27 protein-coding genes are annotated in these 23,044 nt (G+C 66.0%); 8 read left to right on the plus strand and 19 right to left on the minus strand.

Features of this window, described 5'->3' with window-relative positions:
• Positions 1 to 76 precede the first annotated feature (76 nt).
• From rpoN to JT720_RS05795, 5 genes are read right to left on the minus strand one after another with little or no spacing between them, the layout of a single operon-like run.
• The gene (rpoN, locus tag JT720_RS05775) at positions 77 to 1,525 is read right to left on the minus strand and encodes an RNA polymerase factor sigma-54 (protein WP_205479986.1); all 1,449 of its coding nucleotides are present in this window, start codon (positions 1,523 to 1,525) and stop codon (positions 77 to 79) included.
• A gap of 11 nt (positions 1,526 to 1,536) precedes the next feature.
• Complete coding sequence (gene lptB, locus JT720_RS05780) at positions 1,537 to 2,310, minus strand: LPS export ABC transporter ATP-binding protein (protein WP_205479987.1); 774 nt, start codon at positions 2,308 to 2,310, stop codon at positions 1,537 to 1,539.
• A gap of 4 nt (positions 2,311 to 2,314) precedes the next feature.
• Positions 2,315 to 2,854 (minus strand): LptA/OstA family protein, encoded by a 540-nt coding sequence (locus tag JT720_RS05785; protein ID WP_205480213.1) that lies wholly within the window; start codon positions 2,852 to 2,854, stop codon positions 2,315 to 2,317.
• A gap of 5 nt (positions 2,855 to 2,859) precedes the next feature.
• Positions 2,860 to 3,585 (minus strand): LPS export ABC transporter periplasmic protein LptC, encoded by a 726-nt coding sequence (gene lptC, locus JT720_RS05790; protein ID WP_205479988.1) that lies wholly within the window; start codon positions 3,583 to 3,585, stop codon positions 2,860 to 2,862.
• Entirely contained in the window at positions 3,578 to 4,198 is a 621-nt protein-coding gene (locus JT720_RS05795) for a ribonuclease D (protein WP_205479989.1), read from the minus strand. The genes lptC and JT720_RS05795 overlap by 8 nt, the downstream gene beginning before the upstream one ends.
• A 220-nt stretch (positions 4,199 to 4,418) precedes the next feature.
• Between JT720_RS05795 and JT720_RS14005 the strand changes: the two genes are divergently transcribed.
• On the plus strand, positions 4,419 to 5,276 hold the full coding sequence (locus tag JT720_RS14005; RefSeq protein WP_205479990.1) for a cold-shock protein: 858 nt from the start codon (positions 4,419 to 4,421) through the stop codon (positions 5,274 to 5,276).
• A 70-nt stretch (positions 5,277 to 5,346) separates the two neighbouring features.
• Here the strand turns inward: JT720_RS14005 and JT720_RS05805 are convergent, their stop codons facing one another.
• The 7 genes from JT720_RS05805 to JT720_RS05835 all read right to left on the minus strand — a co-directional run bounded on the left by JT720_RS05805 (position 5,347) and on the right by JT720_RS05835 (position 10,290).
• Positions 5,347 to 6,159 (minus strand): class I SAM-dependent methyltransferase, encoded by an 813-nt coding sequence (locus JT720_RS05805; RefSeq protein WP_205479991.1) that lies wholly within the window; start codon positions 6,157 to 6,159, stop codon positions 5,347 to 5,349.
• A gap of 126 nt (positions 6,160 to 6,285) precedes the next feature.
• Positions 6,286 to 7,416 carry a GNAT family N-acetyltransferase gene (locus JT720_RS05810; protein ID WP_205479992.1) on the minus strand — a complete coding sequence of 377 codons (1,131 nt, stop codon included), beginning with the start codon at positions 7,414 to 7,416 and terminating at the stop codon, positions 6,286 to 6,288.
• On the minus strand, positions 7,403 to 8,113 hold the full coding sequence (locus JT720_RS05815; protein WP_205479994.1) for a glycerophosphodiester phosphodiesterase family protein: 711 nt from the start codon (positions 8,111 to 8,113) through the stop codon (positions 7,403 to 7,405). The genes JT720_RS05810 and JT720_RS05815 overlap by 14 nt, the downstream gene beginning before the upstream one ends.
• Positions 8,088 to 8,549 (minus strand): RidA family protein, encoded by a 462-nt coding sequence (locus tag JT720_RS05820; RefSeq protein ID WP_205479995.1) that lies wholly within the window; start codon positions 8,547 to 8,549, stop codon positions 8,088 to 8,090. The genes JT720_RS05815 and JT720_RS05820 overlap by 26 nt, the downstream gene beginning before the upstream one ends.
• A 111-nt stretch (positions 8,550 to 8,660) precedes the next feature.
• Entirely contained in the window at positions 8,661 to 9,407 is a 747-nt protein-coding gene (locus JT720_RS05825) for an SDR family NAD(P)-dependent oxidoreductase (RefSeq protein ID WP_205479997.1), read from the minus strand.
• On the minus strand, positions 9,404 to 10,021 hold the full coding sequence (locus JT720_RS05830; RefSeq protein ID WP_205479999.1) for an HAD family hydrolase: 618 nt from the start codon (positions 10,019 to 10,021) through the stop codon (positions 9,404 to 9,406). Before JT720_RS05830 ends, JT720_RS05825 begins: the two co-directional genes overlap by 4 nt.
• Entirely contained in the window at positions 10,018 to 10,290 is a 273-nt protein-coding gene (locus JT720_RS05835; RefSeq protein WP_205480000.1) for a DUF3572 family protein, read from the minus strand. Before JT720_RS05835 ends, JT720_RS05830 begins: the two co-directional genes overlap by 4 nt.
• Positions 10,291 to 10,335: 45 nt before the next feature.
• Here JT720_RS05835 and JT720_RS05840 point away from each other — a divergent pair, with 45 nt between their 5' ends.
• Positions 10,336 to 10,716 (plus strand): response regulator, encoded by a 381-nt coding sequence (locus JT720_RS05840; RefSeq protein ID WP_205480214.1) that lies wholly within the window; start codon positions 10,336 to 10,338, stop codon positions 10,714 to 10,716.
• A 106-nt stretch (positions 10,717 to 10,822) separates the two neighbouring features.
• Here JT720_RS05840 and rpmG read toward each other — a convergent pair whose 3' ends face one another.
• Positions 10,823 to 10,990 (minus strand): 50S ribosomal protein L33, encoded by a 168-nt coding sequence (rpmG, locus tag JT720_RS05845; RefSeq protein WP_192585310.1) that lies wholly within the window; start codon positions 10,988 to 10,990, stop codon positions 10,823 to 10,825.
• Positions 10,991 to 11,185: 195 nt separating this feature from the next.
• Between rpmG and JT720_RS05850 the strand changes: the two genes are divergently transcribed.
• Both JT720_RS05850 and JT720_RS05855 read left to right on the plus strand, forming a co-directional pair.
• Complete coding sequence (locus tag JT720_RS05850; RefSeq protein ID WP_205480002.1) at positions 11,186 to 11,491, plus strand: hypothetical protein; 306 nt, start codon at positions 11,186 to 11,188, stop codon at positions 11,489 to 11,491.
• A 41-nt stretch (positions 11,492 to 11,532) separates the two neighbouring features.
• Positions 11,533 to 13,131, plus strand: a complete 1,599-nt coding sequence (locus JT720_RS05855) for a cisplatin damage response ATP-dependent DNA ligase (RefSeq protein WP_205480004.1) — start codon at positions 11,533 to 11,535, stop codon at positions 13,129 to 13,131.
• Here JT720_RS05855 and JT720_RS05860 read toward each other — a convergent pair.
• The gene (locus tag JT720_RS05860) at positions 13,128 to 14,036 is read right to left on the minus strand and encodes an isoaspartyl peptidase/L-asparaginase family protein (protein ID WP_205480005.1); all 909 of its coding nucleotides are present in this window, start codon (positions 14,034 to 14,036) and stop codon (positions 13,128 to 13,130) included. The genes JT720_RS05855 and JT720_RS05860 overlap by 4 nt on opposite strands.
• Before the next feature lie 102 nt (positions 14,037 to 14,138).
• Here JT720_RS05860 and JT720_RS05865 point away from each other — a divergent pair, with 102 nt between their 5' ends.
• Positions 14,139 to 15,041 carry an SPFH domain-containing protein gene (locus JT720_RS05865; protein WP_237219662.1) on the plus strand — a complete coding sequence of 301 codons (903 nt, stop codon included), beginning with the start codon at positions 14,139 to 14,141 and terminating at the stop codon, positions 15,039 to 15,041.
• Positions 15,042 to 15,046: 5 nt separating this feature from the next.
• Complete coding sequence (locus tag JT720_RS05870) at positions 15,047 to 15,250, plus strand: type II toxin-antitoxin system antitoxin (RefSeq protein WP_205480006.1); 204 nt, start codon at positions 15,047 to 15,049, stop codon at positions 15,248 to 15,250.
• A gap of 53 nt (positions 15,251 to 15,303) precedes the next feature.
• Here JT720_RS05870 and JT720_RS05875 read toward each other — a convergent pair whose 3' ends face one another.
• The 5 genes from JT720_RS05875 to JT720_RS05895 are packed head-to-tail and all read right to left on the minus strand — an operon-like array spanning position 15,304 to position 21,166.
• Positions 15,304 to 16,152 carry a S1/P1 nuclease gene (locus JT720_RS05875; RefSeq protein WP_237219786.1) on the minus strand — a complete coding sequence of 283 codons (849 nt, stop codon included), beginning with the start codon at positions 16,150 to 16,152 and terminating at the stop codon, positions 15,304 to 15,306.
• 57 nt (positions 16,153 to 16,209) lie between these two features.
• Positions 16,210 to 18,048, minus strand: coding sequence for a DUF4231 domain-containing protein (locus tag JT720_RS05880; RefSeq protein WP_205480007.1), 1,839 nt, complete (start codon positions 18,046 to 18,048; stop codon positions 16,210 to 16,212).
• Positions 18,049 to 18,058: 10 nt separating this feature from the next.
• Positions 18,059 to 18,541: a hypothetical protein gene (locus JT720_RS05885; RefSeq protein ID WP_205480008.1), complete on the minus strand. Its 483-nt coding sequence runs from the start codon at positions 18,539 to 18,541 to the stop codon at positions 18,059 to 18,061.
• 18 nt (positions 18,542 to 18,559) lie between these two features.
• Positions 18,560 to 18,991 carry a hypothetical protein gene (locus tag JT720_RS05890; RefSeq protein WP_205480009.1) on the minus strand — a complete coding sequence of 144 codons (432 nt, stop codon included), beginning with the start codon at positions 18,989 to 18,991 and terminating at the stop codon, positions 18,560 to 18,562.
• A 3-nt stretch (positions 18,992 to 18,994) separates the two neighbouring features.
• Positions 18,995 to 21,166: a toll/interleukin-1 receptor domain-containing protein gene (locus tag JT720_RS05895; RefSeq protein ID WP_205480010.1), complete on the minus strand. Its 2,172-nt coding sequence runs from the start codon at positions 21,164 to 21,166 to the stop codon at positions 18,995 to 18,997.
• A 124-nt stretch (positions 21,167 to 21,290) separates the two neighbouring features.
• Between JT720_RS05895 and ispG the strand changes: the two genes are divergently transcribed.
• A complete protein-coding gene (gene ispG, locus JT720_RS05900) occupies positions 21,291 to 22,427 on the plus strand; it encodes a flavodoxin-dependent (E)-4-hydroxy-3-methylbut-2-enyl-diphosphate synthase (RefSeq protein WP_205480011.1) in 1,137 nt (378 codons plus the stop codon).
• 46 nt (positions 22,428 to 22,473) lie between these two features.
• Positions 22,474 to 23,043 carry a retropepsin-like aspartic protease family protein gene (locus JT720_RS05905; protein WP_205480013.1) on the plus strand — a complete coding sequence of 190 codons (570 nt, stop codon included), beginning with the start codon at positions 22,474 to 22,476 and terminating at the stop codon, positions 23,041 to 23,043.
• Position 23,044 lies beyond the last annotated feature (1 nt).

Below are 23,044 nucleotides of genomic sequence, written 5' to 3' on the forward strand. Positions count from 1 at the left end.
TCCGAAGGGGCGCTCACCCTGAGCCTGTCGAAGGGTTGGTGCTCGCGCTTCGACAAGCTCAGCGGGAGCGCGTCGGTCAGGCCGCCTTGCCCGCAATCGCACGCTGCCGCCGCCGCTGGATGCTCGAACCGATCCCCATCGCCTCGCGGTACTTGGCGACAGTCCGCCGGGCGAGATCGAAGCCCTGGCTCTTCAGCAGGTCGACCAGCGCATCGTCCGACAGGATTTCCGTCTCTTCCGCAACCAGCTTTCCGATGGCGGCCTTGACCGCCTCCGCCGAGGCGCCGTCGCCGCTATCTGCCGCGACGCCCGAGGAGAAGAAGTACTTCAACTCGATGAGGCCACGATCGCACAGAAGATACTTGTTCGAGGTCACCCGGCTAACGGTCGATTCGTGCATCTCGATCGCTTCGGCGACCTTCGCCAAGGTCAGCGGCTTGAGGGCGCGCACACCCTCGCGGAAGAAGCCTTCCTGCTGCTTCACAATTTCGGTCGTGACCTTCATGATCGTCCGGGCCCGCTGATCGAGCGCCCGGGTCAGCCAGTTGGCGCTGGCCAGGCAGTCGCTGAGCCAGGCGCGGCTCTGCTTGTCCTGCGGCCCGGACTTGAGCTCGGCATAGTAGCGGCGGTTGACAAGCACCTTGGGCAGGGTCGCGGGATTGAGCTCGACCGTCCAGCCGGTTCCGGACCGGCGCACGATCACGTCCGGCTCCGGCGCACTGTCGGGCTCGGGCGCGAAGCGGCAGCCGGGCTTCGGATCATAGGCGCGCAGTTCCCGAACCATGTCGGCAAGATCCTCGTCATCAACCCCGCAGATGCGCTTCAGGGCCGCCATCTGTCCCTTGGCGAGCAGGTCCAGGTTGTCGATCAGCCGCGCCATCGCCGGATCGTGCCGGTCGGCGGCCTTGGCCTGCAGCGCGAGGCACTCGGACAGGCTCCGCGCGCCGATCCCGGGCGGATCGAGCGACTGCACCAAGCGGAGCCCCGCTTCCGCTTCCTTGCGCGATACGCCGAGCGCCTCTGCGATATCGCCGAGCGGCGTGGACAGGTATCCCGTCTCCTCAAGCTCGTGGACGATCGCTTCAGCCACGCGCCCCTCCACCCCGCCAGCACCATGCAACTGCGCCATCAGATGCTCGCACAGCCCCGATTCGCACGCCGCCAGCCGGTCGAAGTCGAACGCGTCCTCTCCCCCGCTGCCGCCAGCGACCTCGTAGCTGCTGTCCGTCTCCAGTGCGCTAGCCTGCCAGTCGGTGTCGAGCGCCTCCTCGCCCCGGCTCGCCAGCTCGTCGGCGCCTTGCGGATCGGGGGCGTCGTCGCCGGTTTCCCGGTCCTCGCGGACAACCACCGAGTCGCCGCCCTCTCCCGAGCGCATCTCCAGCAGCGGGTTCCTGGCGACCTCTTCTGCGATCACCGCTTCGACCTCGAGATTGGAGAGCGCCAGCAGCTTGATGGCCTGCTGGAGCTGCTGGGTCATCACCAGCGACTGGGACTGACGAAGCTGAAGGCCGGGTCCCAGGCCCATTGCGCCGTCTCCTACAGCGCGAAGCTCTCGCCGAGGTACAGCCGTCGGACGTCCGCGTCCGCGACCAAGGCCTCAGGAGTACCCTGGAACAGGACCTGCCCGTCATAGATGATGCAGGCACGGTCGACGATATCGAGTGTTTCCCGGACGTTGTGATCGGTGATGAGCACGCCGATGTCGCGGCCCTTCAATTCCTTCACCAGGTCCCGGATGTCGGCGATGGAGATGGGGTCGATGCCGGCGAACGGCTCGTCCAGCAGCATGATCGACGGATCGGCGGCCAGCGCTCGCGCGATCTCGCAGCGCCGCCGTTCGCCGCCCGACAGCGCCATCGCCGCCGATTCCCGCAAGCCCGTCAGCCCGAACTCGCCCAGCAGCTGCTCCAGGCGCTCCCTGCGCATCACCTTGTCCGGCTCCGCGACTTCCAGCACGGCCATGATGTTCTGCTCGACGGTCAGGCCGCGGAAGATGCTGGTTTCCTGCGGCAGGTAGCCGAGCCCCAGGATTGCGCGCCGGTACATGGGCAGGCTGGTGATGTCGCGGCCGTCGAGCAGGATGCGCCCGGCATCGGGCTTCACCAGGCCCATGACCGAATAGAAGCAGGTCGTCTTGCCCGCTCCGTTGGGTCCAAGCAGCCCCACCACCTCGCCGCGGCTGACGCTCAGGCTGACGTCATGAAGGACCGCACGCTTGTCATACGACTTGGCAATATTATGAACGTCAAGGCCACGAACGGCGGTTCCGACGGTGCCGGAAGGAAGACCGATGGTGCTGACGTCGTTCACGAATCTAGCTGCCGGTCTTGTTGCGCTGCGGCGGCAGGAAGCGGCCGGTCACGCGTCCGCCGGCCTGGTTCACGCCCCGAGGACCGCCGTCGATCACCGCGCGGCCGCTATCGAGATCAATCACCAGCCGCTGTCCGTTCACCTGGCTGCCGCCGCGCACCAGCTGCACGTCGCCCACCAGGGTGATCAGCCGCCGGTCGAGATCGTAGATGCCGAAGTTCCCGCGCGCGGTTTCGGACGGAGAGCGCACCGTGACGCCCCCGGCCGCGTCAAGCCGCTGGATCTGCACGCCCTGTTCGTTGGTGTAGGCCACCGTCAGCCGCTCGGTATCCAAGGTAAGCTCGGCCTGCTTCACCCTGACATTGCCCACGAACAGCGCGCGGTCGGCGCGGTCCTGGACCTCGATGCGATCTGCCGCGACGTCGATCGGCGCATCCGAATTGTGCCCCTGCAGCGCCGACACGCCGGCATTCTGCGCATAGGCCATGCCGGCCAGCCCGAGAGATGCCGTCACCGCGGCCGACAGGATCCACTTGCGCCCCATGCGGCTCATCTGACGGCCCCTTGCGTGATTTTCAACCGCACGCCGCCATCGAGGGTTACGGTGCGATCCTCGAGGTTGGCCTGCGCCCTTGGCGCGGCGAAGGTGCCGAGTTCGACGCGACCGCGCACCCCGCCTTCGGCCGCAACGGTCTTATCGCCTAGGTCCGCCTGGATCCGACCGGCCTGGAATTGCCCAACCGGCATCCGCGCGACGGCGGGGCCGCGGCTCGCGACGGTGCGGGTCTTGAGGTCAATATCGACGTCGCGAGTGATCAGCTGCTCGCCTTCCGGACCGCTGACCCGGACCGGCCCGACTACGGTGACGCTCTGCCGGTCGAGGTTGTACCGACCCTGGCCCGCCCGGATCTCGGTTGGTCCCTTGGCCAGCCCCATCCTGGCCAGCATTCCGCGGATGTTGACGATCGGCTCGTCACTGCTCTGCTGTATCGCCTGGGTGGCGCTGATCTCGAAGGGCTGCCCCTTGTCGTCACGCCCCTGATAGCGGGCAGCTTCGACGCGCATGCGTTCGGGTGCGGTCTCGACCTCATTCTTGTCGAGGATGAAGCTGACTTCCGTGTTCTTGGTAAGCGGCGCCGTCAGCAGAAAGGCGGCCAGCACGCCGACTGCGCTGGGCAGGCCGATCTTGGCAGCCTTCACCAGCGCGTCGTGCTTGCTCCCGGGCTCGGCCCAGTGCCGCTTGGTTTCACGCTCACGGATCGCCGCTTCAGACATGGGCGAAGATGTCCTGCTCCGGCCAGCCGGCGAGATCCAGGCGTGCGCGGTGCGGGAGGAAGTCGAAGCAGGCCTGCGCTAGCTCGCGCCGGTTCTCCCGGGCCAGCCGCTCCTCGAACTTTTCCATCAGGGCATGAAGGTAGCGCACGTCGCTGGCTGCATAATCACGCTGCGCGTCGCTGATCTCCGGCGCGCCCCAGTCGCTGGACTGCTGCTGCTTGGAGATTTCCTGGCCGAGCATCTCCTTCACCAGTTCCTTCAGGCCATGCCGATCGGTGTAGGTCCGAACCAGGCGGGACGCGGTACGGGTGCAGAACAACGGCGCCGCCATGATGCCGAGATAATGCTGCACGATCGCGATGTCGAAGCGCGCGAAATGATAGATCTTGAGCCGTCCCGGATCGCCGAGGAGTGCCTTAAGGGTGGGCGCGGCATAGTCGCTGCCGGGGGAGAATCGGACCAGGTGCTCGTCGCCCCGGCCGTCGCTCAACTGGACCAGGCAGAGCCGGTCGCGGTGCGGATCCAGGCCCATGGCCTCCGTGTCAACGGCGATCGGACCCGGCCCGAACAGGTCGGCCGAGGGCAAGTCTTCTTCATGGAAATGGATCGCCATTTTGCTCCTTGCGACAGCCTTTGGCAGGCTCTCGCCCGCCCTTGCACGGGACCCGCTTAACCCCTGCTTGCCGGTGACGCCATGGAATCGGCTGGTGAGTCGGAGAATTTTCCTGTATTCTCCGCCGCCGGTGCGTCCTTCGCGCCATGACCGGTTGCGCCGTTGAGCCCAGCGCGTTGGTTTGGATTTGTAGTTTTGGGCCGAGGAAGTTTGGACGGGCATGGGTTACGATCGAGGGCGTAAGGGTGATCGCGGTGGGCGCGGTCGGGACAAGCGCGACGGTTTCGGCGGCGGCGACGATTTCTACGGCGGCGGTGGTGGAGGCGGCGACCGCTTCGGCGGTGGCGGCGGCTTCGGTGACCGCGGCGGATTTGGTGGTGGCGGCGATCGCTTCGGCGGCGGCGGCGGATACAACCGTGGTGGCGGCTTCGGCGGCGGCGGTGGTGGCGGCTACGGTGGCGGCGGAGGCGGTGGCTTCCGTGGCGGCGGAGGCGGCTTCGGCGGTGGCGGCGGCGGGTTCCGCGGCGGCGGCGGTGGTGGTGGCGGCATGCCTCCCCAGGTCGTTGGCGAGGGCAAGGGCGTCGTGAAGTTCTTCAATCCGCAAAAGGGTTTCGGCTTCATCGTCCGCGATGATGGCGGCGAAGACGTGTTCGTCCACATTTCGGCGGTCGAGCAGGCCGGTCTCACCGACCTGGCCGATGGTCAGCCGCTCGAGTTCACGCTGGTGGACCGCGGCGGGCGCATCTCGGCGACCAACCTCAAGATCGACGGCGAGCCGATGGCGGTGGAGCGTGGTGGCGGTGGCGCAGGCGCCGGTGCCGGCGGCGACCGCGGCGGCCCGCAGCGTCAGCTGACCGGCGAAAAGGCCAGTGGTACGGTGAAGTTCTTCAACGCCATGAAGGGCTTCGGCTTCATCCAGCGTGATGACGGCCAGCCGGACGCGTTTGTCCATATCTCGGCGGTTGAGCGCGCGGGCATGCCCAGCCTCAACGAAGGCGACCGGCTCGAGTTCGAACTCGAAGTCGATCGTCGCGGCAAGACGGCGGCAGTGAACCTGTCGCCGCTCCAGCCCGAATAAGCTCGCGAATACGCGAGGGCGGAAAGGCTCGCCGGAGCGATCCGGCGAGCCTTTTCGTTTGCGCCCGATCCTAGCTCTTGCGGACCGTCACCTTCAGATAAGTGGCAGGAATGACCGTTCGCTCCGGTCCACCCTGGTTCTGGCTCTCGAACAATGCCTCGAGCTCGGATTGCAGCTGTCCATCCCGGCCATCCTTCGCCGCTGCCTCGAAGGCATTCATCGTAGGGCCATAAAATCGCCGAAAGGTCGACAGGAACTCCGAGGGTGGGCCGGGGTGACGAAAGACATAGGTCGCGCGCTCACACGAGATCTGCGCGGGCGGGATGCCGGCAGCACCGAATCGCTCGCGCACATTCTCTTCCAAGCCCCAGGTGACCGGACTTATGAAGCCTTCGGGAGGCGGTGGAGCGTAGGCTGCACTGATCTTCAGAATCTGTGCGACCAGCGTCGGGTCGGCGGGGATCCAGTTGCCCATGACGATTCGTCCGCCCGGACGTGTCACCCGCACCATCTCCTTGGCAACATCGAAGGGGCGCGGCGCGAACATGGCGCCAAAGATGCTGACCACCAGGTCGAAGCGGCTGTCGGCGAGGTCGTCGAGGCGACTGGCATCACCTTCGATGAAGCGAAGATTGTCGAGGCCAGCTTCCCGCGCCCGGGCGTTGCCTGCCGCTACAAGGTTCTCGGCAATGTCGACGCCCAGCACGTTGGCGCCGCGCCGGGCGGACGGAACAGCCGTCGTGCCGTCACCACATCCAAGGTCCAGCACTTCCATGCCCTTCGCGACGCCAACTGACTCGATCAATTCATCCCCGCTCTCCCGCATGGTTGCGGCAAGGCGGGTGAAGTCGCCCTTTTCCCATAAGGCTTTGTTCGCGTTCATCGAAGCTCTCCCGGTTCCTGACCTGCCCTCGGCCTGGAGTGGCCAAGCGAATGAGCACTCCTAAAGCGGGCGTTAGAGCGTCAAAATGACCGGTGCACCGGAAGTCTTGACCCGACAGCCGGAACGTCAGCCCCTTCGATAGGGGAGGTCGTCCCGCATCGCGTCGATCTCCTGGGCGATGGCGAGCCGCTCGCCTGCCAAGTAGCGCGCCACGGCTTCGCGGAAGCTCGGGTTGGGGATGAAGTGGGCGGATCGGGTCAGGACCGGCTCGTACCCTCGGGCAAGCTTGTGCTCGCCTTGCGCGCCGGCCTGGACCTCGGCCAGGCCGTGCGCGATCGCCCAGTCAATCGCTTGATGATAACAGAGTTCGAAGTGGAGGAACGGCACGTCCTCGGTGCAGCCCCAGTAGCGACCGTACAGGGCATGGGTGCCAATCAGGTTCAGCGCGCCCGCGATCGGTTGTGAGTCGCGCAGGGCCAGGAACAGCAGGACGCGGTCGCCCATGGTCTCGCCGATCCGGTCGAAGAACGCGCGCTTCAGGTAAGGGCGACCCCACTTTCGGCTGCCAGTGTCCTGATAAAAGGTCCACATCGCGTCCCAGTGGCGGGGCCGGATCTCGCCGCCGCGCAGGGCCACGAACTCCAGTCCTTCGCGGGCGGTTGCGCGCTCCTTGCGTAGGGCCTTGCGTTTGCGACTCGACAGGGCGCCGAGGAAGTCCTCGTAACTGCCGTAGTCGCGGTTGCGCCAATGGTACTGGATCCCGTCGCGGATCAGCCAGCGGCGATCCTCGAACACCGCGACCTCGTCCTCTGCGATGAAGGTCGCATGCGCTGAGGAGAGGCCGTTCTGTTCGACGACCGCCTCCGCCGCGGCCAGCACCGCCTGCGGCCGCTCTCCCAGCAGTCGGCGTCCAGGAACGGGCGTGAACGGCACGGCGATCTGTAGTTTGGGGTAATACTCACCCCCGGCACGCTGCCACGCGTCGGCCCAGCCGTGATCGAACACATATTCGCCCTGGCTGTGGCTCTTGAGATAGGCCGGGGCAGCGGCAACAGCCCGCCCGTCTTCCTCGATCAGGATCGGCAGCGGCGACCAGCCTGTCCCGTCCCCGACGCTGCCGGATTCCTCCAGGGCGGTCAGGAAAGCGTGGCTGAGGAAAGGGTCAGCTGGACCTGCCAATGCATCCCACTCGGCTGTGGGCACAGAGCCGACTCCGGGAGCGAGGCGGGCAATGATCTCGGACTCACGGTCGGCCATCGCCTTCCCAGATAAGCGCATCCACCTGATCCGCCAGTGCTTTCCGCTGATCCGGCGTGCGCACGGTCCAGCTGTAGACCGGCCGCCGGCGTCGCTCTCGCTGCGCCCACGGCCGAGCGGCAGCGCTGGTCTCCACCGCCAGGAAGTCCGGGTCGGCGAGCCACAGCGCCACGCGGCGCTTCCACCGGGTCCACCCATCGGGCATTACCAATCCGCGCCGCACCGCTGGAAGGTTGGTCTTCATCAGCCGCATCAGTCGGGGATCGAAGCTCATGATCCCGAACGCGCCTTCGTAACCGGCCAGCGCCCGCCGAAGGGCAGGCACCCACCGCCACAGATCGCGCTCGACCTTGACCTCGAGCAGTAGCGGCACGCGGCCCCCAACGAGGTGGAGCAGGCTTTCGAGCGCCGGGATCGGGTGTTCGCCGACATGGAGGCGAGCCAGCTCAGCGTAGGTCGACCGGCCAATCTCCATCGGGCTGCCGCACATCCGCCACGCGTCTGCGTCATGGAACACCAGCACCCGGCGGTCCGCAGTCAGCCTCAGGTCGCACTCGATCCCGGCGCCGAGCTCCAGCGCGACGGCAAAGGCGAGGAGGCTGTTCTCCGGGAACGGCGGGCCGGCATGCAGCCCCCGGTGCGCGAACCCCTTGGGTCCGGGGTCGAGCGGATCAGCGCCGGACGGCGACGACCGCATCCACCTCGACGGCGACGCCGAGCGGCAAGACTGGCACGCCGACGGCCGAGCGGGCGTGGCGCCCGGCTTCCCCGAAGACCTCCTGCATCAGCTCGGAGGCGCCGTTGGCGACCTTGGGCTGGTCGGTGAAGGACCCAGCCGAGTTCACGAATACGCCGAGCTTCACGATTCGCTCGACCCGATCAAGCGAGCCGAGCGCCGCCTTCATCTGTGCCAGCAGCATGATCCCGCAGCGCCGTGCGGCCTGGTAGCCGCCGTCCAGGTCCACGTCCTCGCCTAGCCGCCCTTTGATCAGACTACCATCCTCGGCAAAGCTGATCTGGCCTGAGATGTGGAGGAGGCCGTTCACCTCTACGGCGGGGACATACGCCGCGACAGGGGCGGCGGGTTCGGGAAGGGTGATGCCAATTTCGGCAAGGCGATTGTCGATGCTCATGGGGGTTGCTGAATACGCTGCCGTGCGCGCGGTCAACCCTTCAGCGCTCACCTTGAGCACGTTGAAGGTGTTGGGACCACGCTTCGACAAGCTCAGCGTGAGCGCAACTGCCTAGTCTTTCCGGGTCACCGTGAACCCGGCGAAGCTCTGGGTCGTGGGCATCAGCTCCAGCGCGTTGATGTTGAGATGGGGGGGCAAAGTCGCCACCCACCAGATCGTTTCCGCCAGATCCTCCGCCGTCATCGGGTCCATGTTGGAGTAGAGCTTGTCGGAAGCCGCCTGGTCACCCCCCGTGCGGACCAGCGTGAACTCCGTCTCCGCCATGCCGGGTTCGATGGACGTGACCCGCACGCCCGTCCCGGCGAGATCGCACCGAAGCGCGAGGGAGAATTGTCGGACGAAAGCCTTGGTCCCGCCGTACACGGCACCGCCGCGGTAGGGATAGCTGCCTGCGACGGACGACAGGTTCACGATGCCCCCCTTGCGCGCGATCAGCTTCGGCAGCAGCGCATTGGTCAGCGCGACGAGGCCGCTGATGTTGGTCTGCAGCACCGTCTCGAGTTGCTCCCACTCCGCATCCTGCAGGTCGGCCATCGGTGGGGCGAGCCCCGCATTGTTGATCAGCAGGTCGATGTCACCCCAGGGCGCGTCCAATCGGGCGAGCTCCCGCACCCCGGGAATGTCCCGCATGTCCAGCTCCAACGGCAGGAAAGCGCTCCCAAGCTCCTCCTGGAGCTGGCGAAGCCGGTCGCCCCTTCGGCCGGTGCCGACGACCCGCCATCCGTTGCGGATGAACAGGCGGGTGCAAGCGGCGCCGATGCCCGCCGTTGCCCCGGTTATAAGTGCGGTCTTGTTCATGCTGCGTCCTTGAAGCGGTCGAGGATCCATTCGGTCGCGGTCGGCCAGTCGTCGATCCGCGCATGCGCATGTTCAGCTGGCGGAATGACCGCAGCGAGCCTCGGCTCCGCAATCATGTGCAGTCGATACGTCTCCGGGCTGTGCTTGGCGACCGAGGCGTGATGCGCGGCGAGGTCGTCGACGAACAGGCTCGCCGTGGCCCCATGCCGCTCGACGATGGACTTGAGCGGCTCGCCCTTGCCGCCCCGGTTACAGACCACTTCGTGGCGGATGCCATGGCGACTCAGCTGATCGACCCGCCAGGCGTGGGCCTCGTCGCCAAGGTTGGTCAGAATGACGATGTCCGCCACCTCTCCAATCCGGCCGAGCGCCTCGACAGCTCCCGGTACGAGGGTCTGACGGTGCATCTCGGAGCGGAAAAAGCCTTCCAGCAGGGGCCAGACCCGCTCGGCTGGTACCGGGGCGCCGTCCTCGGCAAAGGTCAGCGCCCTGCTGAAATCCGGTTGGTCGAGACTGAATGTGATCCGGTGTTCTTCGCCAAGCCAGTCTGCGAAGTGGCTGACCATGTGCAGCAACACTTCATCGCAGTCGGAAATCAGCAGGGGACGGTTCATGCCTCGAGAGCGGTCCTGACCGCCACCAGTTCCTCCGGCTTTCGCCCAATCTCTTCCGCGACCGCCACGAGATCTGGCTCGTGCGCCTCCAGGAAGCGCAGGACGGCGGCGAGGAGGGTCGGATCGCTGGCTCTCTGGCGCAGGTCCGAAGGATCAATCCCGCTCATGTCGAGGAGGCGCTGGGCACGCCGATCGTCCGATAATGTGGCACCCAGCGCCTGCAACGCAACCACCAGTGCCTCGGGCTCGTTTGTGACGGCTCGCATCATCGCCTATGTTGTTATCGTGTATCGGGGAGCAGTTGCTTGGCCAGGATCCTGGTTGTCGAGGACAATGCGCTGAACATCAAGCTGTTCTGCGACCTGCTCGCCGCGCACGGCCATGAGCCCGAAGCGGTGACCGACAGCCGTATCGCACTGGAGCGGGCGCAGGCGTTCAGGCCGGAGCTGATCATTACCGACATCCAATTGCCACACGTTACGGGACTGGAGCTGATTCAGCAGGTGCGGGGAGACGCGAACCTCGCCGATGTGCCCATCATGGCCGTGACCGCCTACGCTGGTGCGGGAGATGAGGAGCGGGTCCGGGACGCGGGCGCCCAGGCCTATGTCTCGAAGCCGATCTCGGTCGTGCGGTTCGTCGAAGAGGTCACCGCGCTGCTGGAGCGCAAGGAGCCGGCAAGGGCCGGGGTTTAGGCTCGGCTGCAACGGAAACGGGCGCCGAAGCGCCCGTGTGCCGCTCCCGCGGCGATCCGTGCTGGATCCCGGGCCGGAGCCCGGCGTGGACTTCAGGGGCGTGAGGTCACTTGATCTTGGCTTCCTTGAACTCGACGTGCTTGCGCGCGACGGGATCATACTTGCGGAAGGTCAGCTTCTCGGTCTGGTTGCGCGGGTTCTTCTTGGTCACATAGAAGAAGCCGGTGTCGGCCGTGCTGACGAGCTTGATCTTGACGGTTGCCGGCTTGGCCATCGTTCCAGTCCCGAATATCTGCAAAACAAAAGAGCGGCAAAAGCGCCGCTCAGGTCGGCCGCCCCAATGACGCGCACGAGCTGCGCTGTCAAGGTCGCGGGATCGTCATTCCGCTCTCATCGCGAAGTCACCTCAAGGCCTTAGGCCTTCGTTAAGGCTCCTGGCTGACCATCGGCAAGTCAACGGAGGGTGAACATGCCCGAGTCGCTCGATCAGCTCCGCCACGATCTTGGTGCCCGCCTCGCGGAGATTCGCACCCGCGCGGACCGCCTCTCGCCGCTCGACATGCACCGCCGCATGGATGCGATCCGCGACGAAGCAGGCCGCGCGGGGCTCTCTGCGCTGGAAGGGTTGGCCGGCCGGACGGCGCAGATGGCGCTTCTCCCCGGCTGCCGGGTAACGGTGCCTGGATGCCTCGCTCATGCTGCCGATGCAGTGGCAAGCGGGTCGTCCGCGGACCGTCAGACGATCCTCGCGGCCATTGCAGTGCGGATGCACTGATCGTTACGGACCCGCTGCCCAATCTCGGGCATTAAGCGGGCATGCGCGACTTTTCGCAGCTCCTCGATGCGCTGGTCTACACCCGGTCGCGCAACGCCAAGCTGAAGCTGATCGGCGATTACCTCAAGCGCACGCCCGATCCCGATCGCGGTATCGCCCTTGCGGCACTGACAGGCGCGCTGGACATCCCGGCTGTGAAGAGCGCGGTGATCAGGGGCCTCGCCGAAGAACGGGTCGATCCCCTGCTCCTTCGCATGAGTCACAATTACGTCGGCGACTTGGCGGAGACGGTGTCGCTGCTGTGGCCGGTTCCGGAAGGCGAACCCCCGGAAGTGGACGACGGCACCATCGGCATCGCGGAAGCCGTGGCGCGACTGCGTTCCGCCAGTCGTTCCGATGCGCCCGCGGTGCTGGCGGGCATGCTCGACCATCTCGACGCGTCGGGCCGGTTCGCCCTGCTGAAGCTCGCCACCGGTGAACTTCGGGTCGGCGTCAGCGCTCGGCTCGCCAAACAGGCGTTTGCGGATGCGTTCGGCGTCGATGTGGAAGCGGTGGAGGAGGTTTGGCACGGGCTCGCTCCGCCTTACATCCCCCTGTTCGACTGGGGCGAGGGGCGCGCGGGCCAGCCCACGGCTCGCGATGTGCCGGTGTTCCGGCCTTTCATGCTCGCCCACCCGTTGGAGAATGGCGCCGTCGAGCTTTCGGACTATGCGGCGGAGTGGAAGTGGGACGGCATCCGCGTGCAGCTGGTTCGGGCCGGCGGCGAGACCCGACTCTACAGCCGAACCGGGGACGACATCACCCGCAGCTTTCCCGAGATCGCCGCAGCCTTCGCCAGCGCGGGAGTGCTAGACGGGGAATTGCTCGTGCGCGGCGCAGGGCAAGGCGCAGACGAACATGGCGGGGCTGCGGCAAGCTTCAACGCGCTCCAGCAACGGCTAGGGCGCAAGGTCGTCAGCGCCAGGCATCAGGAGCAATATCCGGCATTCGTGCGGCTGTATGACATGCTGTTCGAGGGCGACGAAGACCTGCGGGAGCGGCCCTGGACAGAGCGGCGGGCGCGACTGGAAGCGTTCGTTCCGACCCTGGATTCATCGCGCTTCGACCTGTCCCAGCTGATCGAAGCCGACAGCTTTGAGCAGCTGGAGGAGATCCGGGCCGGAGCGCGCGATGCATCCATCGAAGGCATGATGCTGAAGCGGCGCGACTCCTCCTACGTTGCAGGGCGGCGCGTCGGCCACTGGTACAAGTGGAAGCGCGATCCGCTGATTGCGGATTGCGTGGTCATGTATGCGCAACGCGGGTCAGGCAAACGGTCCAGCTTCTATAGCGACTACACGTTCGGCTGCTGGGCCGACGACGGCGAGCTGCTGCCGGTCGGCAAGGCCTATATGGGCTTCACCGACGAGGAGCTCCGCTGGCTCGATCGTTGGGTCCGCAACAATACGGTGCAGCGCTTCGGGCCCGTCCGTGAAGTGGAGAAGAGCCTGGTGTTTGAGGTGGCGTTCGATTCGATCCACCTGTCGAAGCGCCATCGCTCGGGCCTGGCGATGCGCTTTCCCCGGATCAGCCGCATCCGCCGCGACAAGCCCGCGCACGAAGCCGACCGTGTCGAGACGCTGCAGTCGATGGTGACCTAGGTTGCCGCTCCGTGAACTGCGACTTCGCGTCCCTCTGCATCGGCGCGGCCACGGTACATCCCGGCCGTGGTAAAGCCCCAGGCAGCGTCGCCATCCGGTGACACGCCGATAAGCCCCCCCGTGCCGCCGAGCGACTGTATGTCCTGCAGAACGGCATCAATCGCCTGTTGAAGCGATTCGCCAAGCATTCGGATCCGGGCGGCCACCTCGTGGGCCGCGGCTGCGCGAATGAAATACTCGCCGCTTCCAGTTGCACTCACTGCGGCCGCACGGTCGTCCGCGTAGGTTCCAGCGCCGATCAGGGGCGAGTCGCCGATTCGGCCCCAGCGCTTGGCCGTCAGCCCGCCCGTCGAGGTGGCGGCGGCGACATGCCCGTGGACGTCCACGGCCACTGCGCCGATCGTTCCGAATTTCACGTCCGCGTCGAAGCCGCCGCCGGATTTCAGTACGCGCTCCAGCTGACCACGGCGCTCCGGGATCTCGAACCAGCTAGGGTCCACCGATTCCAGCCCCTGTTCGCGCGCGAACTCCTCGGCTCCGCCAAAGGACAGCAGGACGTGTGGGCTATTCTCCATGACCGCGCGCGCCGCGGAGATCGGTGAGCGCACCCTGCGGAGGCCAGCTACCGCGCCTGCCGAGCGCGAGCGCCCGTCCATGATCGCGGCATCGAGCTCGATATGCCCGTCGTGGGCCAGGACGCTTCCCCGGCCGGCATTGAAGGCCGGATCGTCCTCCAGCACCCGCGCCGCAGCTTCAACGGCATCGATTGCCGACCCTCCGCGATGCAGGAGCCGGCTGCCCGCATCGAGTGCATCGTTGAGGCCCGCGAGGCCAGCCCGTTCTTCTTCCGGCCGCAGGCGCATCGCGCCGCAGCCCCCATGGATCACCAGGCGCCAGCTTGTCATGGCCGGCGCCCTAGCCGTCGTCGGCTTCTTTCGCCACCGCTGAATCCAGTTGCATCACCCGCGCACACCATATAACTATGATATCAGATTATGGAGGCAAAGATGGACGACAGGGGCATGGTTCACCTGAATGCGAGCCGGGAGCGGGGCGCGGCAACTTCGAGCGGCTACATCATGCTGCTCCTTCTCGTGCTGGCGGTCGCGCTGCAGGTATACGGGATCGTCAGCCTGGTTCGCGACAATCATGGTGCGCTGCAGATCGCGGCCGTCGTGGTTGCGCCGTTCCTGCTCGTGTTCATCCTGTGCGGTTTCTACATGCTCCAGCCCAACCAGGCGGCGGCGATAACCCTGTTCGGCGATTATCGGGGAACGGATCGGGTTACCGGCCTGCGCTGGGTTCTGCCGTGGCTGATGCGGCAGAAGGTGTCGGTGCGGGCCAACAACTTCATCTCCGACCGGATCAAGGTGAACGACCTGCGCGGAAACCCCATCGAGATGGCGGCGCAGATCGTTTGGCGCGTCGTGGACACGGCCCAGGCGCTGTTCGACGTCGACGACTACAAGGCGTTCGTCACCGTCCAGGTCGAAGCTGCCATCCGGACGATTGGCTCGCGCTACCCGTACGACGACTTCGAACATCTCGAAGTCACGCTGCGCGGCAACCACGACGAGGTCGGCCTGGAGTTGCGCACCGAACTCAATGCCCGGCTTGCCGTGGCGGGGATTACCGTGGACGAATGCGGCTTCACCCATCTGGCCTATGCTCAGGAGATTGCCGGGGCGATGCTTCGCCGCCAGCAGGCGCAGGCGGTCGTTGCGGCCCGCAAGACGCTCGTGGAAGGCGCGGTCGGCATGGTCGAGATGGCGCTGGAGCAATTGTCGGAGAAGGACGTGGTCCATCTTGATGACGAGCGCCGGGCCGCAATGGTGTCGAACCTGATGGTCGTGCTCTGCGGCGAGCGCGACACTCAGCCGGTGGTGAATACGGGCAGCCTCTACCAGTAAGAGCCATGGCGGAGCGCAAGGCCTTTCCGCTACGCATCGATCCCGCTTTGTGGGCGGCCGTGGAGCGCTGCGCCACCACCAACCTGCGCTCCGCCAATGCCGAGATCGAGTGCCTCCTGCGTGAGGCCTTGCAGAAGCGGGGTATCCGGCTCGACCCGCCCCGGCCGGTCAAGCGCGGACGGCCGCCCAAGGAGAAATCCGATGGATGATCGTCCGAGGTGGCGTGCCGGCGACCACCAGGACGGGTCGGCTCTTAAAACAGCTAGCGGCGCTCGCGCTGGCCGGGAGCTTTGCCTTGGACCAGAGCTTCGTCGAGCAGGCGTGCCAGCCGCAAGCCGCCGACGATCACCTGCCGGCGGACATGCGGGATCAGAGCCCGGACATCTGCTTCGGTCAGGGTCGGTCGTTCCTTGGGAAGCGGGCCGCAAGGATCCCCGATGAGCGACGTGTAGGCGAGATCCCGGGCAGCCGCCCAGCTTTGGCGGCTCCAGTCTTCAACCGTTCCCCCGGCGAGCGCCGTCCGCTCCGCTGCTGAAACGCCGCCAAGGAGACCGCGTGCGCCACCGGGCGGAGTGGTGATCGCCCGTTCCGCCAGGTAACCGTCCCAGATGCTGTGGAGGTTTGTTCGTCCGCCGATGAGGCCGTAATTGGCGGCCACGTCGTTGCCACCCCGGTCCCCGCGGTCCCCGGCGTGCATCGGATTGGACAGGTCGCCGACCAGGTGGGCAAGGAAGGCTAGAGCCTGCAGCCGCTCGCGCCGCGGCACGGTCCTGTCCGCCAGCAGACGTGCGGAGCGCTCGATCTGCGCGGAGACACAGTTCCCGTCCTTGCAGGCATTCTTCAGGTCGAATGGCTTGCAGATGTCGACATTCTGATAATGCCAGCTGCTCGCGTAGTTGAACCGATCACCGAGCGGCTTGATGCAGTCCGGCCAGACGCTGGCATCCTCGAGGCTACGGACCGGACAATCGGGCGTGTCCAGTAACGCTTCGTAGCGCAACAGGCTGCGGATCTGGACGCGAGTTTCCGGACGGACGGCTTCCCACGCGATCGTGGCGACGCTGCGGTGACCATAGTCCCAGTAAGCCGTTGCAGGCGCGGCAATCACCATCGCGGCAAGCGCGAGAAACAGTCGGAAGATCGGCACAGCTGCGCTTTAGCGTTGACGTCAGCCTAGCGAAAGCTCGTGCAGTTCGTTCACCAGCCGCCATTCGCCAAGATCCGCCAGCATGACCCGGGTGGCGTGCTCGGCGAGGTCTGCCGCCCGGGGGAGGTCGTCGGTCGAGCGAAGCTCTGCGGAGATGCGTTCGAGGAGGCTCGCAGTGTTCCGGGACCGAGCGGCCAGCGCGCCATAATCGCCCTGAACCCGAATCCCGAAGATCGCGGTGCCGACGGCCGGAAGGCCGGCAGAAAGGAACAGCGTCAGGTTTGAATAGGTGTTCACCCAGTCGGCACCCGTGATCAGTGCGACGATGGTCGCCAAGGTGATCAGCACCGTGGCCATGAACAAGCCGAGGCCAAAAACCTCGAGGCGGCCGTCGAAGCGCTCGGCCTGCTGAGCGGCCCGCAGGTTGTAGGCGATCTGCGGCTCGAACTCCCGCGCCGAGACCGCTTGTGCGAGCGCGTTGACGGAAGGGCGTGACAGGCGCCCGGCAGGGCAGCCGAGCGTCCGCCAGATGCAAGCCGCATACCAGTCCACCCAGCGACGCGCGACGGGCTCCGCCGCGTCGCCCGGCGGATCGGGACCAGCGATTCCCAGGAGTTTCAGGCTGCGCATGGGCCGCAAGCGCTCGGCGAGTTGCCGGTAGTCCAGCCAGCGCTGGTGCCAGCACCGCCTGGAGCCCACCAGCGTATTCACGACCACGGCCAGCACCGTCACGAACTCGGCCACCGCGAATGGCAAGGGCGCCGTGTCGAGCACCAGGCTCGACAGGCCGATCAGGACCCCGACAGCCGCTAGGATAAAGTTGAACACGTGGCCGCTGCGATAAGTCTGCGCGAAGTGCGTAGCGAGCCGGTCGGCCCACCCGTACGCCTCCTCCAGCGTCTCCAGCGGAGCACTGACCCCGTGGCGCTCGACGCAGTCTTCGCGGTAGCCCTGCCATTCGGAGCGGATCGCCTCGAGCGCGGGACGGGCACTAACGTCCTGCCTTGTCAGTCGGTGCGCGCCGGCCAGCATCATCATCAGCGGATATTCGATCCGCAGCCGGCCACGGCGCTCCCGCTCGCTGAGAAAACGACGAACGAACTTGCGCTCCTGCTCGGAGGGCGGTGGAGCCAGCAGCGCGCCGAGTACCCGCTGGAGTTCCGCCGCGTTCGCAGGCCGTCCGGCGCCGCGATTGCCGACATGGGTGATGACTGTCGGGTCGAACGCCGCCCAAAGGAAGGCGGGCTCCTGCTGGGGGTCGACGGGGATATGGAGGATCGGCGTTCCCCGAAGCAGCGCAAGGTCCACCGTTTCGGCCGTTCCGCCTCGTCCGCGGGCCGGAAGCCCGTCCCACACGGCGACCAGCAGATCGCAGTGCGCCACCGTTGCCCGCCCGGCCATGACGTAGGCGTCCACCGGGTCTTGGGGATCGCCCGGCAGTTCCAGCAGGCAGCGGGCTTCGGAAAGCAGGCGGTCGAAGAGCTCGTCGTCCGAGTGGCGCTGGTCCGTACGGTAGGGACGCGCCTCGAAGGGGAGCACGGCCTGGAGACCCCACCCGCGTTCATGCGCGATCGCGGCTGCCATCTGGTCGATCCCGCTGGCCAGGGGCGACACAAGGGTGAACACGGGCTCCTCGTCGGTGAAGAACGCAGCTTCACGCTCGAACACCGCGAGTGCTTGGTCCTTCAGGAGGTCGAGTCCAAGCGCGAGGCGCCCCTCGATGCTTCCGAGCAACTCCGCCGGCAGGGCCTCCGCCCGGTGACCCGTGATGCCGACCGTCAGGCCGAAGCGGGGACTGGGGGGATGGGCGTTCGCGCCTCGCACGTGCTGCCCCCAGCCCCCACGTTCCGCTCCCAACATGCCGCTTCTATCAGAGTCGATTCTTGATGATTGGATCGTACTCGAAGGGCTTGCCGGTCTCGTCAATGAATCGGAGCATGTATACATACTCATCATCAATATCAGCTCGGGATACCGTCAGCTTACGCTCAGACACCCTAACTAACTGAAAGCCCGACAGACCGCTCGACGGACAACCTTCTTCTTCGCAATCCTTTCTCAAGCCTACCCAAATTGGATCAGATTCGACGAACTCGAGATCACGTTGCGTGTCGTCCTTCAGCTTGAATCTGATCTCGGTAGGGCTCTTTCCCTTATCAATTCGGATGGTGGAGCCTTTGATGTCCCCGTTGGTGGAGGGATCAACGGTTCCGCCCAACCCAAACACCACAGTTCCCAATCTCGAACTCCATGAAGCGCGTATCTCGACGTCTACCCTTGTTTTGGGAGCAAGACTGATTTCTCCTCCTGTGCTTCCAAGATCGCCGGCTTGATTAGGCAGGATGCTGTCCATTTCACGTCCCCTTCCACGCTATGGTCCGTTCTTGATGATCGGATCGAATGTCTGGACGCCCTGATCGCTATCGAAGCGGAGGGCGTAGCAATATTCCCCCTGGACGGTGTTCAGGTTGGTGATGGTCAGGCGCATGTTCTGCGGCCGATTGATGATGAACTGACCGTCTCCATCACCGGGGCCTATTGGGCAGACGCTCCCCCGTGAGATCCAAATTGCCTCTGACTCGTTCGGGATGAACCGCAGTCGCCATCCGGTCCGGTCGTCGAGATCGAAGACGATCTCCGCTTCTCCGGGCGCGATGATGTGGATCCGCCCCTCATGGCCGTTGCCCTGGTTGAACCCGTTGGCCGGCGGGATGAAGCCTGCAGTGTAGCTCCACGTGAGAATCCCGGCGACCAGTCTAGCCAGAATCTTGACCTTGACCGTGGTTTGAACGGGACCACTCATGTCTCAACCTCCCTGCCGCATGCCCCGGGTATAATCGGGCTCCCGATAGCCCATCTCCCGCAGCTTGCCGGCCAGAGCCGCAGCCTGATCGTCGCTGCCTGTGCGGCGCAACAGAAGTGCCCAGGTGGCGAGGTTCTCCGGACTTCTCGTCGCTCCTGCTGGCCACTCCCGCAGGGCAAGGGTCCATTGTCGCTGGGCGTCGGCGGGGCGACCCATGGCTTTCAGCGCATCTCCGCCGAGCAAGCGCGCACGAGCAAGATCGCTGCTCCCCCCGGGAGTCCGGGCTCTTGCGCTCAAGACATTGCCGGCAGCCTGTTCCGTCCAGGCGAACGCCTGCATCGGCTGGCCAGCGCGCAGATCGATGGCCGCTTTTTGCAGCAGGCAGCGGCGGCGCAGGGTCTCACTCCAGAAAACGACACTGTCGTCGCGGGCGATCAGTCGGTTCACCAGTGCGCAGCCGGCGTCCGCAAACCGGCGCGCGTCGTCGAGCTGATCCGCCGCGAGCCGGGCGCTGGCCGCCGTGAGATAGGCCTGGCTGATCCGATCCACCCATTCGGTGTTGTCGGGTTCGGTACGAAGCAACCGCTCGCCGAGCGCCAGCGACTTGGAGGCTTCGTCATTCGCAGCTTCGGTTGCGCCCCGCATGAGCAGAAGGGTGGCCAGTGACTCGTGTGCGCGTGCCGCCTTGCGCTGCAGAGCCATGTCGTCGGGCCGCTCGCGCTGCAGCCGATCAAGCAGGGCAAGCTGGCTCTGGCGCGTCATCAAGGCTTCGGCCAGGCGTCCCGCCCCGCGGTAAGCGTCGGCCAGGTAGGCCTGTGTTTCCAGGAGTTGATACTGGTATTCGGCGTTGTTCGCGTCGCCGGCGAGCAGGCGATCCGTGTTCCCGAGCGTGGACGAGAAAAGCGGCAAAGCCTCGTCGTACTTCTGCTGCTCCAGCAGCACGGTGCCGAGGACGGTATCGGCGTAGATGCCCTCCAGTCGCCACTTCTGCTCCCGCGGGTCCAGCGCGATCATACGTTCGGCGAGCTGCTTGTACTGGCGAAAGCTGGCCAGGCTCTCAGCTGTCCGCCCGCGCTGCCAGGCAACATAGCCGAAGTAGAAGAGGTTCTGCGCGTGGTCGTACATGCGTTGCGGTTCGTCGGAGTGGCGACGCAAGAGTTCCGACGTGCTGGCCGCGGCCTGCCGGTACCGGCTGAGGGCTCCGTCCAGGTCGCCGCGACGCTGTGCGATGTCCCCCATCAGGGTGAGCGCCCGTGCCCGCTGCGCCAGGCTTTCGTCGCCGAGCCCGCCGGCGTCCTGCTTGGCATAGTAGCTGAGCGCTCGCGCGCCGACGGCGTCGAGGGCGTCGAGGCGTCCGATCGGTTCCAGCTTCTCGCGCAGGTCGCCGAGCATGAACCCGATCAGTCCTTCCGCCTCCCGGCGCTGATCGCGGGCCGCGTCACGGGCCTGGATCGCCGCAACGGCCAGGCTGCTGGTGACCAGCATCCCCAGCACCGAACCGCCGACGATCAGGTTGGTCCGCCGCTGCCTTCGGACGATCTCACGCTGAACCACGTCGTCCAGGCCGACGCCCAACATGCCCGCCACGATCTTGAGGAAGCCCGCGCGGCGACCGTCTCCGCCCTCCCTGAGGTCGGCGGCCACGGGCTCCGCCCGTCGGGAAGTCGGCAGTCCCCGGCGATTGAAGTGCGTACGCAGGGCCGGGGGGAAGCATTCCTCATGCTCGCGGCCGGGGACTTCGCTCGCGAACGGTTCACCCGAAAGAATCGCGGCCAGCACCTGGTCTTCGGAATGGTGCTTCTTAAAGCAGGTGATCTCTTCGTTGGTCCAGCGGGACTGGGCAGCGGCGGGCGAGCACAGGACGATCAGGAAGCGCGAGCCCTGGACCGCTTCCTCGATTTCGTCGCTGAGGCTTCCGGCTGCAGGCAATTCGCTGCGATCGCGAAAGATGGGGCTGAGGCGCCGTGGAACCGGGCCCACATCGGTCAGCTTTCCCACCAGCCCGTCGGGGACTCGATATTGCTCGAGCGCCTCCTGCAGCCACTCGGCCGTTTCCGCGTCCTCGTGAGCGTAGCTGATGAACGCCCAGTAGCGCTGCGACGAGGACAACCGGCTGCCGGCACGCCGATTGCGCGCGGCATTGGGGCGCTGCTGAAGGACGACCGAACCTTCCATGCCCGTGACCCCCGAGCCGAGTCCAAGCCTGCATCAATAACAGATTTATGCGGAAAGCAGCACCCGGCCGCTCGCCTCCAAGGCTTGCCTTGGCGCTGTCACCGGTCGGCTCTATATCGGCGGCATGTCTGCAATCCGCCCCTGGCGCACCATCGATCGCCGTCCGTCCCGCCAGATCATGGTTGGTAATGTGCCGGTGGGCGGCGACGCGCCCATCACCGTGCAGACCATGACCAACACCCCGACGTCTGATGCGGCTGCAACCATTGACCAGATCCGCCGCTGCGAAGAGGTGGGCGTGGATATCATCCGCGTGTCCTGTCCCGACGTGGACAGCACTGCGGCGCTCAAGGAGATCGTGCGCGCGGCCAGTGTGCCGATCGTCGCGGACATCCATTTCCACTACAAGCGAGCGCTCGAGGCGGCGGATGCCGGCGCGGCGTGCCTGCGCATCAATCCGGGCAACATCGGCTCCAACGAGCGTGTTGCGGAGGTCGTCCGCGCGGCGAAGGCGAACGGCTGCGCCATTCGGATCGGCGTCAATGCCGGCAGTCTTGAGAAGCACCTGCTCGAAAAGTACGGGGAGCCTTGCCCCGAGGCGCTGGTCGAAAGCGCGATGGATCACGTCCGCATTCTCGAGGACCATGGCTTCCGCGAATATAAGATCAGCGTGAAGGCGTCCGACGTCTTCCTCGCAGTAGCCGCCTATACGCAGCTCGCCAGCGAGCTCGACTGCCCGCTTCACCTCGGGATCACCGAAGCCGGCGGGCTCATCGGCGGCACGGTGAAGAGCTCGATCGGTCTCGGCATGCTGCTGTGGAGCGGCATTGGCGACACCATCCGTGTGTCCCTGTCGGCCGAGCCTGAGGAGGAAGTCCGGGTCGGCTACGAGATCCTCAAAAGCCTCGGCATTCGCAATCGCGGTGTGCGGGTCATCTCGTGCCCAAGCTGTGCTCGCCAGGGCTTCGATGTGATCCGCACGGTGGAGAAGCTGGAGGAGCGGCTGCAGCACATCCGCACGCCCATGTCGCTGTCGGTGCTCGGCTGCGTCGTGAATGGGCCAGGCGAAGCGCGCGAGACGGACATCGGCATCACCGGAGGGGGCAATGGCAAGCACATGGTCTATTTGTCCGGAGTGACTGACCACCACGTTTCGGACGAGGGCATGATCGACCACATCGTCAAGCTCGTCGAAGCAAAGGCGGCCGAAATCGAGGCCGCTGGCGCCGCCGAGCCTGAGGTGCTCCACGCCGCCGAGTGAGCAGCCGCTAACGATTGTTTCACCGCGACGATGCTAACGGCGCCCTATGTGGCGGGGCATTGTCATCATCCTGTTCGTGGCGACATTCGTGGGGGCGATGATGCCTTCACGACACGTTGCCCCGGAGGACGGCGGGGCCAACACGTCCACGGCGCCTGACGACTGGGGCAGCGGCGAGCCCGAGGTGACGTCGGCCAGCCCGAGCTACAGCAGCCGAACAGCGAGCAGCAGCAGTGATGGCACATCGACAAGTGGCGGCACCGTTCGGCTGACCCGCCGACCCGACGGCCATTTCTACGCCAACGCAAAGGTGAACGGCCGAGCAATCGAGTTCCTCGTCGACACGGGAGCCAGCGGCATTGCGCTCTCCTACAGGGATGCGCAACGCGCCGGGATCGAGGTCAACCGCGCCAACTTCTACACGGTCGGCGAAGGGGCATCGGGACCCGTAAGGGGGCAGGTCGTCCGGATGGACGAAGTGAAGCTCGGCCACGAAACGGCCACGGGAGTGTCCGGCATCGTGATGGACGGGGGCACGCAATCGCTGCTCGGCCAGAGCTTCCTTGAGCGTTTCGGGTCGGTCGAGATCCGGGGTGACACAATGACACTGCGGTAGG

The organism is Sphingomonas arenae (assembly GCF_016924655.1).
In the GTDB taxonomy this organism is placed as follows: Bacteria; Pseudomonadota; Alphaproteobacteria; order Sphingomonadales; family Sphingomonadaceae; genus Sphingomicrobium; species Sphingomicrobium arenae.